The following is a 13,673-nucleotide window of genomic DNA, read 5'->3' as shown; positions in this document are numbered from 1 at the left end:
GACATTCGCTTCGGCAATGTGCGTTGCAGACATCCCGGCCGGCTCCTCCCGCTGGCCGATCCTCACATCGGGTTCGGCAGGTAGCTGGCCCCTCCCCGGCATTGCTTGAGATATTCCAGCGCCCGCACCTGGCCGGTGATCTCGAGGTCGCCGCGATAGACCGGGTCGTGCCAGCCTTCGATATCGATGGCCGCCTTGTAGCCGGCCAGCCGCAATTCGCTGATCACCCGCGTCCAGTCGCTGTCGCCGAAACCGGGCGTGCGCATCTGCACGAAGGGCAGCCGGCCGAACACGCCATGCTCGCGGATGACATCCCAGCGCACCGTCGCGTCCTTGCCGTGCACATGGAAGATGCGGGGCGCCCATTTGCGGATCTGCGGTATCGGGTCGATCAGATAGACGAGCTGGTGGCAGGGCTCCCATTCCAGTCCGAGATTGTCGTCCGGCACTTCGTTGAACATCAGCTCCCAGGCGTCCGGATTGTGGGCAATGTTCCAGTCGCCGGCGGCCCAGTTGCCGTCCATGGCGCAGTTCTCGAAGGCGATGCGCACGCCCTTGTCGGCGGCGCGCCTGGCCAGCGGACCCCAGACTTCCTTGAAGCGCGGCAGGCTGTCCGTCAGCTTCTTGCCGCGCAAACGGCCGGTGAAGCCGCTGACCATCGAGGTGCCGAACAGATGCGCATTGTCGATCACCGTCTCCCAGGCCTTGAGCACGCCGCGATCGACCTCGCCGTCTTCCAGCGGATTGCCGAACACGCCGAGCGAGGACACGGTGACGTCGGCATCGCCGATCGCCTCGCGGATCTGGCTGGCGAGAAGCGGCAGGTCCTTGCCGCCAAGCGTCTGCCAGAAGAAGGGCTGGATGCTTTCGAAGCCGAGCGGCAGGATCTGTTTGATGTAAGCCGCCGGGTCGTCGAGATTGGCCCGCACCATGGTGCCGATCCGGATGTCGAGAAGCGGGTTCGGCGTCATTGTGTGTCCTCTGCGATCGCCACGCGGCGTCCGGTCTCGGCGCTCTCGATGGCACCGAAAACCATGGCCAGGCTCTTGATGTTGTCGGCGCCGCGCGTTTCCGGCTCGGTGCCGGTCTCGATGGCGTGCATGAAATCCAGGAGAATGCCGAGATGGCCGCCGACGCGATCGGACGCATCGAGCGGCGGCACCTCGATCGGCTGGGTTTTGTCGAACATTCCGTCGCGGCCCGGCATCACTGCTTCTGCCCTCAGCTCGTCATTGCCGTCCCAGAGCAGGCTGCCGCGCTCGGCTACGATGCGCCATGTACTTTCCCAACTGGTGCGGAAGCCGGCGGCGCACCAGCTCCCGGCATAGGTGAAGACCTTGCCGCGGCCGAGATCGAAGACGGCGCTGGCCGACGATCCCTGCCGGTACCAGGAATTGGCCGGCTCCCATTCCTGGCAATAGACGCCGGCCGGCTCGCCGGCGACCATATAGCGGGCGGCGTCGAATGTGTGGATCGCCATGTCGAGCAACAGCACATGCGCCATCTCCTCGCGAAAGCCGCCGAAATGCGGCGCGACGAAGAAGTCGGCGTGGATGCTGGTCGGCGTACCAATGGCGCCGGAATCCAGGAACCTGCGGATGCGCCTCACATTGGCGACATAGCGGCGGTTCTGCACGACGGCGTGAATGCGCCCGGCGCGGCGAGCGGCCTCGACGATGGCGCGCGCATTTTCCGGACTGTCGGCGAGCGGCTTTTCCGTCAGCAGATGGCAATTGTGGGCAAAAGCGGAAAAAGCGACTTCGTGCCGGGCGGCTGGAACCACCACGTCGAACACTGCTTGCGGTTTGGTCTGGTCGAGCACGGCGTCGAGATTGCTGCCGATGACGGCATTGGTGAGGTCGTATTCGCGTGCCCTCGCCCGTGCCCTGTCGGCATCGAGATCCACGAGGCCGACAAGGGTGAGCCCGTGGATCTGCCTGATGGCATCGAGCCAGGCCTTGCTCATCGCTCCGCAGCCGACCAGGACGACATCGATCATCCAGCGCTCCTCCTCCGCTCGGTCCCTCCAGACCGATCGTCACGGCATCCACGGCAGGACCGTAAACGTTTTTCCGTAAACGTTTACGAGAACACACCCGAAGGCGTAGAATGTCAATCGGCCCTTGGCGAAATTCGTCTTACCGCCTTGGCCTGAGCGGCTACCGGTGCTAGCCAAGCAAGGGGGAGAACAGTCTCTTGGCGTCCAGCATTCACGACCTTGCCCGTCACTTGAACATATCGATCGGCACGGTGTCGCGGGCGCTGAACGGCCGCGCCGACGTCAATGCCGACACGCGCCAGCGCGTGCTCGAGGCGGCCAGGACGCTGAACTATTCGCCGAACCAGTCCGGCCGCAGCCTGAGGCAAGGCGCCACCCGTTCGATCGCCTTCATGCTGCAGCCGCATCCCGGCGACCAGCAATATGGCGAGCCGTTCTTCATTCCGTTTCTGATCGGGCTGCAGGCCAGGCTTGCCGAAAGCGGGCTCGACCTGACCGTGGTCATGGGGGCGCCGGGCGACTACCAGCAGGAGCGCCTGCGCCGTGTCGTCGAAACGCGCCGCGCCGATGCAGTGCTGCTGGCCTGGACGCGGCGCGAGGACGAGCGCATCGACTATCTCACCCAAGCCGGCTTTCCCTTCGCCACGCTCGGCCGCAGTCGCTCCGGGGCCAAGTCCTATCCTTCCCTCGACCTCGATTTCGAGAAGGCCGGCGCCGACGCCGTCGACCGCCTTGTGGCGCGCGGTCACCGCCGCATCGCCGCTATCCGTCCGTCGCTCGACCTCAACTTCGGCTATCTGTTCCTGGCCGGCTACCGCAAGGCCCTGAAGCGGCACGGCATCGAGATCGACCCCGAGCTGATCGCCTCCGGCTTCATCAACGAGGCCGGCGGCTACGAGGTGACGCCGCAGGTGATGCGCTCCAAGGCCCCGCCGACCGCCATCATCTTCAACAATGATGCAATGGCGCTGGGCGGCTGCAAGGCGCTGGCCGAGATGGGCATCAGGCCGGGCCAGGACATGGCGGTAACCGTCATCGTCGACACGCCGCTCTGCCGCTATTTTTCCCCGGCGTTGACCGCCTTCCGCCCGGCGCTGGAGCCAATGGGACAACGGCTTGCTGAAATGCTGCTGGCGTCGCTTCCCGCCTTCGCCGGCCCGGAGGGTCCACGGATCATCCGCGAGGTCTGGCCGCTGGAGCTGGTCGCACGCGACAGCGATTGATGGTGGCAGCAGGGCCGCCGATGTCGTCCTCCCCTCAAACAGCACACCGGTGCCGCAGTGAACCGGCCGCAACCTTGAATGCGCGGGAGGCGCTGCAGGTTCCGGATCGCGCCACAACCAGGGCGATCAGCGAAAGCCGGCCTTAAGACACCGGCGCCGCTCCGCCCTCTGCCGTGCGCCGCGCGATAAACTCATCCAGCACGCCTGATGTGGCGGCAGCCGTTGCCGGCGGCGCGAAATCGGAAAGCACCCGCCTCCAGACGCCGGTGGCGCGCTCGCTCGCTGTCTTCGAGCCGCTCTGCGTCCAGTTGCCGAAATTCGACCAGTCGGCCACCAGCGGTTCGTAGAAGGCGGTGCGGTAGCGCGCCATGGTGTGGCCGGCCGAGAAGAAGTGGCCGCCCGGCTGCACCTCGGCGATCGCCTCGAAGCCGATCGTATCGGTATCGCCGGGCGTCGCGGCGCAAAGTTCAGCCACCGTCTGCAGCGCCTCGATGTCGGTGATCAGTTTCTCGAAGGAGACACTGAGGCCGCCCTCCAGCCAGCCGGCGGCATGGATGCACATCGTCGCCCCGGCCAGCACCGAGCCCCACAGCGCGAACTGCGTCTCGTGCGCGGCCTGCGCGTCTGAGATGTTGGCGGCACTGCCGCCGCCCGATCGCCACGGCAGTCCGGTGAAGCGCGCCAGCTGACCGGCGCCCAACGTCGCCTTGACGTGCTCGGGCGTACCGAAGGCCGGCGCGCCGGACTTCATGTCGACATTGGAGGAGAACGAACCGTAGACGACCGGCGCACCCGGCCGCACGATCTGCGCCAGCGTCAGCCCGGCGAGCGCTTCGGCATGCTGCAGCGTCAGCGCGCCGGCGACCGTGATCGGCGCCATGGCGCCCGCCAGGCAGAACGGCGTGATGACGGAGATTTGGCCCGCGCGGGCGAAATCGATGATGCCTTGCGCCATCGGGATGTCGAGCTGGCGCGGCGAGTTGGTGTTGATGACGGTGTAGCAATATGCATTTGCCAGAAACTCGTCCTGCGACAGGCCGCGCGCCAGACGAATCATCTCGAACCCGTCCTCGACTTGCGGGGTGCCGCGCGCGAAGACGAACGGGAGCTTGTCCGACAGCGTCAGCTGCGCGCGGTTGACGGCATAGTGGCGAAAGCGGTTGTCGACATCCTGCGGTTCGATGCAGGGCCCCAGCATATGCAGCACGTCGAAATGCTGCACCAGCCGCATGAGATCCTCGAAATCCGCCAGTGTTCCCGGCCGCCGGCCGCGCTCGAGATCCGTGACGTTCGGCGCCCCGCATCCGGCGAGGAAGGTCATCGAGCCGAGCTCCAGCGTCAGATCGCGGGCGCGCGAACCGGCGTGAGCGTGGATCGATCTCGGCGCCGAGGCGAGTGCCGCCGTCACCATGTCGCGGCCGATGCGCACCATGTCGGTGTCCGGATCGACCAGCGCGCCGGCGCTGGCGAAGTGCTCACGCGCCTGCGGCAGCAGCACCTTGATGCCGAGCTCTTCCAGCACCCGCAGCGCCGTTTCGTGAATCGCGGCCACCTGATCATCAGAAAAGATCGGCTGCGGCAGGAACGGGTTCTTCAGCGAATGGTAATTGGGACGGCGGCTGCTTTCGCTGCCGGCCTCGCCCGTGCGTCCACGCCGGCGCTCGCGCCTGCCGTCCCGTGCCGCGTCATCGACCATCGGAAATCCTCCTCATTGCCGCATTGCCTTGCCCAGGGGATCATAGGGCGAGGCCGCGACGACATGCGCCGGCCGTTCCTCCCCCACGACATGCACGGAGAGCGCGGTGCCCTCGCCCGCGAAATCGCGGTCGACCAGCGCCAGCGCCAGGCTCTTGCCGATCGTATAACCGTAACCGCCCGAGGTGACGAAGCCGACGCGCCGGCCCTGATGCCAGACCGGCTCGAAGCCGCTGGCATCGGCATCGAGCGCGTCGACTTCAAGCGTCACCAGGCATTGGCCGCTGCTGGCCTCCCGCTGTTTCGACGCTGCTTCGCGGCCGATGAAGTCGCTCTTGCCGAAAGCGATGAACCGGTCGAGACCGGTCTGGCCCGGCGTATAGCCTTGCGTGAATTCACGCGACCAGATGCCAAAGCTCTTCTCCAGCCGCAGCGCATTGAGGGCATAGTATCCGATTTCGGCCAAGCCGAGATCCTCGCCCGCAGCCAGCAGCGTGTCGCGCAGAGTGGCATGCATGGTCGCGGGGCAACTTATTTCGAAGCCGAGTTCGCCTGATATCGACAGCCGCGCCACACGTGCCTGCACCATGCCGATGTCGAATGCGCCGCAGGCCATGAACGGCAGCGCTGCGCCGGACACATCCTGATGCGTCGTACGCTCCAGAATCTCTCGCGCATTCGGCCCCGTCAGCAGAAAGCCGCTCATCGTGTCGGAGAGGTCGGCGACGGTGACGCCTTCAACCGAATGGCTCTCGAACCAGCGCATGTGGAATTCCCGGAGATAGTAGGAGCCCATCAGCCAATAGTCGCCGCCGCCCCAGTTGAAGACGGTGAGGTCGCCCTTCAGCCGTCCGTCATGGCCGAGCATCGGCGCCAGACCGGCCCGCCCCGGCTTCGGCAATCTGCAGGCGAGCAGCCGGTCGAGCCACGCCTCGGCACCGGGGCCTGAGACCGCATAGCGCGCATAGGCCGAGATATCGACGAGACCTGCGGCGCGCCGCACCTGCAGCGCCTCGTCGCCGACGATGTCGAAGGCGTTGGAGCGCCGCAGCGTCGTGTTCTCGGCAAACCCCATCGGCGCGAAATAGGCCGGGATTTCCAACCCCCAGGAAGCCGTCCATTCGCATCCCGCTTCCGTCATGCCGTCATAGGCGCCGGGGCGTTTCAGCGGCCGGCCGGCGGGCAGCCGCTCATTGGGAAAGGTCATGACGAAGCGGCGCGAGTAGAACTGGCGCGTCGTCTGCCTGAGATATTCCCGGTTCGCGGCGAAGGCACCATAGCGGGCGATGTCCATGCCGAAAATGTCGGCCTGCGGCTCGCCATAAATCATCCATTCGGCAAGCGACTTGCCGACGCCCCCGCCCTGGCTGAAACCGGCCATGACGCCGCAGGCGACCCAGTAGTTCTTTAGGCCGCGCACCGGCCCGACGATCGGATTGCCGTCCGGTGTGAAGGTGAAGGCGCCGTTGACCCATTTGCGGATGCCGGCCGTCGCCAGGCAAGGGAAGCGCTCATGCGCCTTGGCGAGTTCCGGGCTGATGCGGTCGATGTCTTCCGGGATCAGCTCGATGCCGTAGTCCCACGGCGCGCCATCCATGTTCCAGTGCTTTGGATTCTGCTCGTAAACGCCGAGCAGCACGCCCTTGCGCTCCTGCCTGAGATACGAAAAGCCGTCGAGATCGACGGCGATGCCGATTTCCCTGTCCAGCGCCGCGATCTCGGGAATGTCCTCAGTGATGAAGTAATGGTGCTCCATCGGCGTCACCGGCAGATCGACGCCGGCCATGCGGCCGAGCTGCTTTGCCCACAGCCCGCCGGCATTGACGACATGCTCGGCGATGATGGTGCCCTGCTCCGTGACGACATCCCAGCGGCCGTCGGCGCGCGCCTTCAGCTCGACGACCCGGTTGCGCAGGATGATGTCGGCGCCGCGCTTTTTTGCAGCGCCGGCATAGGCGTGCGTCGTGCCGTACGGGTCGAGATGGCCTTCGTTGGAATCATGCAGGCCGCCAAGCACGCCGGTGACGTCGACGATCGGGCAGATCGCCTTGATCTCGTCGGGCGTTACCAACCTAGCGGTCTCGATGCCGACCGACTGGAACACCGCCCAGGCCGATTTCAGCCACTCCCAGCGCGCGGGATCGCTGGCGATGTTGACGCCGCCGGTCATATGCAGGCCGATATCCCAGCCGGATTCGGCCTCGATCTCGCGGTAGAGATTGATGGTGTAGTCCTGCAGCGCCGCCACGTTGGGGTCGGCGTTGAGCGCATGGAAGCCTGCCGCCGCGTGCCAGGTCGAACCGGCCGTCAGTTCGGCGCGCTCGATCAGCGCCACATCGCTCCAGCCAAATCGCGTCAGATGATAAAGGACGGAGGCTCCGACCACGCCACCCCCGATGACGACTGCGCGGTAGTGCGACTTCAAGGCTTCCCCTCCACGGTTAGTCCGAAGGCTGGACCATATACGCACTAGACATAAGTGTCCAGTACCGCGCGCGCATCGTTTTTCGTCGACCGCCGGCATGCACTGCGCGCTGTCACGCAAGCATCATGTTCGCGCCGTAGACCGCGTTTCGGGGAGGCTTGCGCGGCATCATCGATGTCGCACCTCTTTCAGTTTTTCGTCCCGCGGCCGCTCCGGCACATCCGTCACAAAGAGGATTATCCATGAAACACCTATATCGAACCGCGTCGCTCGGCGTCGCGCTGGCCTTGTTCACCGCCTTGACGCCGGCGCTCGCCGACAGCACCGCGACCGTCGGCGGCACGAGCTTTGTCAACAAAGGGCTGGTCGGCGTCGGCCGCATCCCGGCCGCTCAGCGCGACAAGTTCGGCGAGACGTTTGGTTCGGGCTCGGGCATGTCGATCGACACATCAGGCTGGACGCATGAGGCCGCCGGCTACAAAGGTTCGCTCTGGCTGCTGCCGGATCGCGGCTACAATGTCGTCGGCACCACCGACTACCGGCCGCGCCTCAACACCGTCGCCATCGAGTTTACCCCGGTGGCACCAGGTGCGGCACCTGCTGCCGGCCAGCAGCAGACCGGCGTCAAGGCAACGCTCGCCGACACCATGCTTCTCACCGACGACAAGGGGGCTGATGCCACAGGCCTCGATCCGCTCAACGGCGTGCGCGCGGCAAGCGGCGACATGCCGATCCTGCCGCAAGCCGACAATGGCAAGCTGGCGCTCGACAACGAGGCGATCGTGCGGCTGCCCGATGGTTCGATGTTCATCTCCGACGAATACGGCCCGAACATCTATCGGTTTTCCGCCGACGGGCATCTGCTGTCGGCAACCCAGCCACCGGCTGCGCTGGTGCCGATGCGCCACGGCACGCCGAACTTCGCCTCGGACAATCCGGGACCCGGTGCCGCCGAGCCCGATCCGAAGGATCCCGACACCGGCCGCCAGAACAATCAAGGCCTCGAAGGCATGGCGATGACGCCCGACGGCAAGTTCCTGATCGCCGTGCTGCAGTCGGCGGCCAGGCAGGACGGCGGCGATTCCGGCTCGACCCGCCAAAACACCAGGGCGCTGGTCTATGACGCGTCCGACCTCGCCCATCTCAAATTGGCGCACGAATATGTCGTGCCGCTGCCGGTGTTTAGGGATGCCAAGGGCAAGACCAAGGTCGCCGCGCAGAGCGAGATCGTGGCGCTCTCCGACAAGAGCTTCCTGATGCTGGCGCGCGACAGCGGCAACGGCCAGGGCCTGAAGGGCGACGCCTCGCTCTATCGCCAGGTCAACGTCGTCGACCTATCCACCGCGACCGACATCGCCGGCGGCGCCTTCGACGGCGCTGACAGGCCGGTCGCCCCCAAAGGCGTCGTCGACCCATCGGTGACACCGGCCAAGCTGACGCCATTCATCGACATCAACGACAGTGCCGAGCTCGGCCGCTTCGGCCTGCACAATGGCGCGCCCAATGACCAGGATAACCTGTCCGAGAAGTGGGAGGCGATGTCGGTGGTCAGCGTGCTCGATGCGAAGCTGCCCGACGACTACTTCCTGTTCGTCGCCAACGACAACGACTTCCTCGCCCAGGACGGTTTTCAGGTCGGCGCGCCCTACAAGGCCGAAGACGGCGCCAATGTCGACACCATGTTCCTGGTCTATCAGGTCACGCTGCCGGGTTTGGCCAAGAAGTAACGACCACTGCACGGACGGGCGCGCTTGGCGCGTCCGCCCGGAGCACTATTGCTGGTGTTTTTCCAGGCAGATTGATTGAGAAGGCTTACTTCAAGAACTCCGCGTCCTTCGGGACGCCCGCATCGATCGGCTCGGCGGTTCTGCTCGACACGGCCATGATCTTGCCGGCGGCCGACAGGTTGGGACGCACGAAGACCTGAGCGGGGCCGTTGACGCGGCTGTAGAGGTCGATGATGTCCTGGTTCATGAAGCGCACGCAGCCCGACGAAGCGTTCTTACCGATGGAATCCCACTCCGGCGTGCCGTGCAGCCGGTACATCGTGTCCTTGCCGTCGCGGAACAGATACAGCGCGCGGGCGCCCAACGGGCTCTGCGGGCCGGGCGGCATGCCGTCCTTGTATTTCGCCAGTTCCGGCCGGCGCTGGATCATCTCCGGCGGCGGCGTCCAGACCGGCCACTTCTTCCTCGCCTGGACCACGGCGCTGCCGGTCCATCCGAAACCGGCTTTGCCAAGGCTGACGCCATAGCGAATAGCTGTGCCGCCCTCGCGCACCAGATAAAGGAAGTGCTCAGACGTATCGACGACGATCGTGCCGGGTTTCTCCCCGGTCGGATCAGCCACGATCTGGCGCACGAATTTCGGATCGACCTTGGCAACCGGGATTGCCGGCAGTTGATAGCCCTCGTCGACACGCGCCGCATACATGCTTGCGGCATCGCCGAAAGCCGGATCGCTCGGCGGTGCTGCATCCGGCGGCGGCGGCGCCACGTCTGTTGTTGTACACGCCGAAACAGCCAGGGCGCCCAAAGCGGATGCACCGAGAAACGCGCGCCGGTTCAGGCGCACAGAAAACAGCGGAATATCGGACATGACCCCCCGGCTTATCCAAGATCTGATAGGAATGCGGCCCCACGCATCGAGGATCAATATCCCATTCCGGAAGCTTTGAGAACATGATTAGATCAAGGCACAACCTGCGTTCCGTTGTATCGGCAATCATCGCGGACGCGACTTGAAACAAACCGTCGCCGAGCTGCCCGCCATGGACGAAAAAAATCCCCCGCGCCGGCGCACCGGCGACCTGACCAGCGGCCCGATCCCGCGCACGCTCTTGCTGTTCGCTCTGCCGGTGCTCGGCTCCAACGTGCTGCAGTCGCTCAACGGTTCGATCAACGCCGTCTGGGTCGGCCGTTTCCTCGGCGAATCGGCGCTGACCGCCACCTCCAACGCCAACCTCGTCCTGTTCCTGATCCTCGGCACCGTGTTCGGCATCGGCATGGCGGCCACCATCCTGGTGGCCCAGTCGGTCGGTGCCCGCGACCTGCCCGAGGCGCGCCGCATCGTCGGCACCAGCGCGACGTTCTTCTTCCTCGTTTCCGTTATCCTCGCGGTCTGCGGCTGGATCTGGGTCGACGCCATTCTCAACACGCTCGGCACACCGGCCGATGCCTTGCCGCTCGCGCGCTCCTATCTGCGCATCATCTTCGTCGCCGTGCCGATGATGAACCTTCTGTCCTTCGTCATGACCGTGCTGCGCGGTGCCGGCGATTCACGCACGCCCTTCTTCTTCATGGCTCTGGCCGTCGTCCTCGACATCGTGCTCAACCCATTGCTCATCCGCGGCATCGGACCGTTTCCCGAACTCGGCATCGCGGGCTCCGCCACGTCCACGCTGATCGGCCAGACGGTAAGCGTGATCGCCATCCTGATCGTGCTCTATGTGCGCAGGCATCCGCTGCGGCTGGCCGGCGCCAACCTCGCCCTGCTGCGGCCCGATCCCACCTTGCTTCGCATCGTCGTCGTCAAGGGCGTGCCGATGGGTCTGCAGATGATCGTCATTTCGGCGGCGGCACTGACGGTGATGGGCATCGTCAATTCCTACGGCTCACAGGTCGCCGCCGCCTACGGCATCGCCGCCCAGCTGTGGACCTATATCCAGATGCCGGCGCTCGCCATCGGCGCCGCGGTGTCCTCGATGGCGGCGCAAAATGTCGGCGCCGGGCGCTGGGACCGGATCGGCCGCATCGCCGCCTCCGGTGTCGGCTTCAACCTGGTCCTGACCGGCGCACTGGTTGCAGTGCTGTCGGTTTTCGACCGTTCGGTGCTGAGCCTGTTCCTGAGCAGCGACAGCGCGGCGATCGACATCGCCGTCCACATTAACAATGTCGCCTCGTGGTCGTTCATTCTGTTCGGCATAACCATCGTGCTGTTTGCCACCGTACGAGCCACGGGTGCCGTGATGCCGCCGTTGATCATCCTGGTCATTTCGGTGCTGGTCGTGCGCACCGGCTTCGCCTATTTCATGCGTGGCGTGATCGGCGAGGAAGCGCTGTGGTGGAGTTTCCCGGTGGGTTCGATCAGCTCGCTTGTACTGGCGGCGGCCTACTACCGTTTCGGCCGCTGGCGCACCACGCACATGATCGAGAACAGACCGGCAGCCGGCGAGCCGCCGGACACCGGTCTTGGCGTGCCACGCGGACGCGCGCATCTTTCGCCTGAAACACCGAACGGCTGAAGTACCCGTCAGGCCATGGACATGGCGGCAGGGCCGCAATTGATTTGCCGCCCTGCCCGTCACGCCAGACCCGGCGCAAATGAACCTATTTGCAGGAGAAGCCGGGCGCGATCTTGCACTTGCCGGGACGTGGCCTGTGCGGCCGATGGTGCGGAGGACGGTGCGGCTTGTGCCAGTGTGGCGGCCGATGCGGCGGACGCACGATGATGATTGGCGGGCGAACGATTTGGGAGCGTTCGAGATAACCGGAGCTGGCCCAGCCGCTCACGCCGCCGCCATGAATTCTGCACCAGCCCGGCTGGCAGCCGGTGACATTGACCCTGAAGCCGCCGGGCAGCGTTCCGACCCTGGCATATCCCGCTCCCGGCCCACTACGGACATTGAGATTGGTCGTGGTGTGGGCGCTGTAAGCGAAGGCTGCGGCGGACGTCCCGAAGACCGCGGCCATTATGGTCGCGAACACAAGCAGAAAACGAAATCTCATCAGTCCCTCCATTCGAATCCGGCCGTTCATCTGCTTCGGCCAAGACTGCCCTGCAAGAGGGAACGGCCAAGCCAAGAAAAGTCAACAGGTGGGCGGCGTAACTGTTCTGGCCAGCGGGACTGATGCCGGATTTTTCTTGGACATGGTTGAGGAATTTCCCGGTTGCCGCCTATTGCTCTTCAACACCCGCTGACGTTTACTGTCTTTCGACAATCACCGCGGGCAAAGGTGGATCCATGGGCAAAGGCAGGGTCGAGGCATTCACCGACGGCGCATCGCTTTCAGTTTTTCCGCCACCGATGCAGCAAGGTCGGCATAGCGCTCCTCCAGCCGTTCCGCGGCCTTGATGATCGAGAAATCGTGGCCGAACTTTTCCAGCGCCATACGCAGCTTCTCGACGAACTCGGCTTGTTTCTCCAGGGCGGAAAAGAGCGTCTTCACCTGCGTTTCGCTGATGTCGGGGTTGGCCAGCATCTGCGGCACCTCGCGGCCCATCTGGTCGCCAATGGCGGTCTGTTCTTTCAGGATTGCAACCCAGTCCGTCAATCAGGAAATCTCCGTTTGTCCCCGAGGCTAAAGTTTGTTTTGTCCCCAGGGCAAAATCTCTTTTGCGGAGGCAAAGGGCAACATGCGCAGCCTCGACCGAACTGGTCAACCCGACAAGGCGGGCAGAGGCTTGCGCCGGCCGGTTCCGGCGCTAAGTTCGGCGCCATCGAAGAAGGAACCCATCGCCCATGATCACCGACGCCGAGATACAGACCGCCCTGCCCGCGCTTGCCCCAGGCAATGCCGCCGTGATCACCGGCGCCGCCAGCGGCATCGGTCTGGCGGCCGCCAAGCGGCTTGCACTGATGGGCATGAAGATCGTGCTGGCCGACATTGGCGGCGCGCGGCTAGACGACGCCTCGCGCGCCGTTTCTGCGATTGCCGGCGACGATGCCGTGCTTGCCGTCGCCGCCGACGTTTCGAAGGCGGATGAGGTACACCGCCTCGCCGAAAGGGCGTTCGGCGCCTTCGGCGGGGTGTCGCTGCTGATGAACAATGCCGGTATCGGCGACAATCCCGGAAAGCCATGGGAAAACGGCGATGCCTGGAAACGGCTGCTGGACATCAATTTCTGGGGCGTCGTGCATGGCGTCGAGGCCTTCGCGCCGCGCATGCTGGCCTCGGCCAGCCCGGGTTTGATCGTCAACACCGGCTCCAAGCAAGGCATCACCACGCCGCCCGGCAATCTTGCCTACAATGTCTCCAAGGCTGGGGTGAAAACCTTCACCGAGGGCCTGTCGCATGCGTTGCGCAACGAACCCGGCGCCCATGTCGCTGCCCATCTTCTGATCCCCGGCTTCACCTTTACCGGCCTGACCGAGGGCGCGACGGAAAAACCGGCCGCCGCCTGGACCGGCGAACAGGTTGTGGATTTCATGCTGGAATCCCTGACCAGAGGCGATTTCTACATCCTGTGCCCGGACAATGAGGCGGCCCGCCCGCTGGATGAAAAGCGCATGGCCTGGGCGATCGGCGACATTATCGAGAACCGCCCAGCCCTGTCGCGCTGGCACCCGAACCACAAGGACAGTTTCGCGGCGTTCATGAAAGGCTGATTT

The 13,673-nt window shown here is 65.0% G+C and carries 11 protein-coding genes; 4 read left to right on the top strand and 7 right to left on the bottom strand.

What is annotated here, in order from left to right; translation table 11 throughout:
• Nucleotides 1-62 precede the first annotated feature (62 nt).
• Together EJ079_RS21025 and EJ079_RS21020 are read right to left on the bottom strand one after the other, a co-directional pair.
• Nucleotides 63-971: a sugar phosphate isomerase/epimerase gene (locus EJ079_RS21025; protein ID WP_127810012.1), complete on the bottom strand. Its 909-nt coding sequence runs from the start codon at nt 969-971 to the stop codon at nt 63-65.
• The gene (locus EJ079_RS21020) at nt 968-1,999 is read right to left on the bottom strand and encodes a Gfo/Idh/MocA family oxidoreductase (protein WP_127810011.1); all 1,032 of its coding nucleotides are present in this window, start codon (nt 1,997-1,999) and stop codon (nt 968-970) included. Before EJ079_RS21020 ends, EJ079_RS21025 begins: the two co-directional genes overlap by 4 nt.
• Before the next feature lie 197 nt (nt 2,000-2,196).
• Here EJ079_RS21020 and EJ079_RS21015 point away from each other — a divergent pair, with 197 nt between their 5' ends.
• Nucleotides 2,197-3,222, top strand: a complete 1,026-nt coding sequence (locus EJ079_RS21015; RefSeq protein WP_127810010.1) for a LacI family DNA-binding transcriptional regulator — start codon at nt 2,197-2,199, stop codon at nt 3,220-3,222.
• A 142-nt stretch (nt 3,223-3,364) separates the two neighbouring features.
• Here EJ079_RS21015 and EJ079_RS21010 read toward each other — a convergent pair whose 3' ends face one another.
• Nucleotides 3,365-4,918 carry a trimethylamine methyltransferase family protein gene (locus EJ079_RS21010; RefSeq protein WP_127810009.1) on the bottom strand — a complete coding sequence of 518 codons (1,554 nt, stop codon included), beginning with the start codon at nt 4,916-4,918 and terminating at the stop codon, nt 3,365-3,367.
• Between the two features lie 12 nt (nt 4,919-4,930).
• Entirely contained in the window at nt 4,931-7,342 is a 2,412-nt protein-coding gene (locus EJ079_RS21005; protein WP_127810008.1) for an FAD-dependent oxidoreductase, read from the bottom strand.
• A 242-nt stretch (nt 7,343-7,584) separates the two neighbouring features.
• Between EJ079_RS21005 and EJ079_RS21000 the strand changes: the two genes are divergently transcribed.
• Nucleotides 7,585-9,069 carry an esterase-like activity of phytase family protein gene (locus EJ079_RS21000; protein ID WP_127810007.1) on the top strand — a complete coding sequence of 495 codons (1,485 nt, stop codon included), beginning with the start codon at nt 7,585-7,587 and terminating at the stop codon, nt 9,067-9,069.
• Between the two features lie 85 nt (nt 9,070-9,154).
• On the opposite strand, the gene EJ079_RS20995 is transcribed toward EJ079_RS21000, so the two are convergent.
• Nucleotides 9,155-9,940, bottom strand: a complete 786-nt coding sequence (locus tag EJ079_RS20995) for a L,D-transpeptidase (RefSeq protein ID WP_127810006.1) — start codon at nt 9,938-9,940, stop codon at nt 9,155-9,157.
• A 142-nt stretch (nt 9,941-10,082) separates the two neighbouring features.
• Here EJ079_RS20995 and EJ079_RS20990 point away from each other — a divergent pair, with 142 nt between their 5' ends.
• Entirely contained in the window at nt 10,083-11,585 is a 1,503-nt protein-coding gene (locus EJ079_RS20990) for an MATE family efflux transporter (RefSeq protein WP_245481714.1), read from the top strand.
• Nucleotides 11,586-11,670: 85 nt separating this feature from the next.
• On the opposite strand, the gene EJ079_RS20985 is transcribed toward EJ079_RS20990, so the two are convergent.
• On the bottom strand, nt 11,671-12,069 hold the full coding sequence (locus EJ079_RS20985; RefSeq protein ID WP_127382106.1) for an SH3 domain-containing protein: 399 nt from the start codon (nt 12,067-12,069) through the stop codon (nt 11,671-11,673).
• 261 nt (nt 12,070-12,330) lie between these two features.
• The gene (locus EJ079_RS20980; protein WP_127320440.1) at nt 12,331-12,615 is read right to left on the bottom strand and encodes a hypothetical protein; all 285 of its coding nucleotides are present in this window, start codon (nt 12,613-12,615) and stop codon (nt 12,331-12,333) included.
• Nucleotides 12,616-12,803: 188 nt separating this feature from the next.
• Between EJ079_RS20980 and EJ079_RS20975 the strand changes: the two genes are divergently transcribed.
• Nucleotides 12,804-13,670 (top strand): SDR family NAD(P)-dependent oxidoreductase, encoded by an 867-nt coding sequence (locus tag EJ079_RS20975; protein ID WP_127810005.1) that lies wholly within the window; start codon nt 12,804-12,806, stop codon nt 13,668-13,670.
• Nucleotides 13,671-13,673 lie beyond the last annotated feature (3 nt).

Source organism: Mesorhizobium sp. M7A.F.Ce.TU.012.03.2.1, assembly GCF_004006095.1.
Taxonomy (GTDB): Bacteria; Pseudomonadota; Alphaproteobacteria; order Rhizobiales; family Rhizobiaceae; genus Mesorhizobium.
The sequence above is the reverse complement of the archived record's forward strand: the minus strand, read 5'-3'. Positions and strand labels throughout refer to the sequence as shown.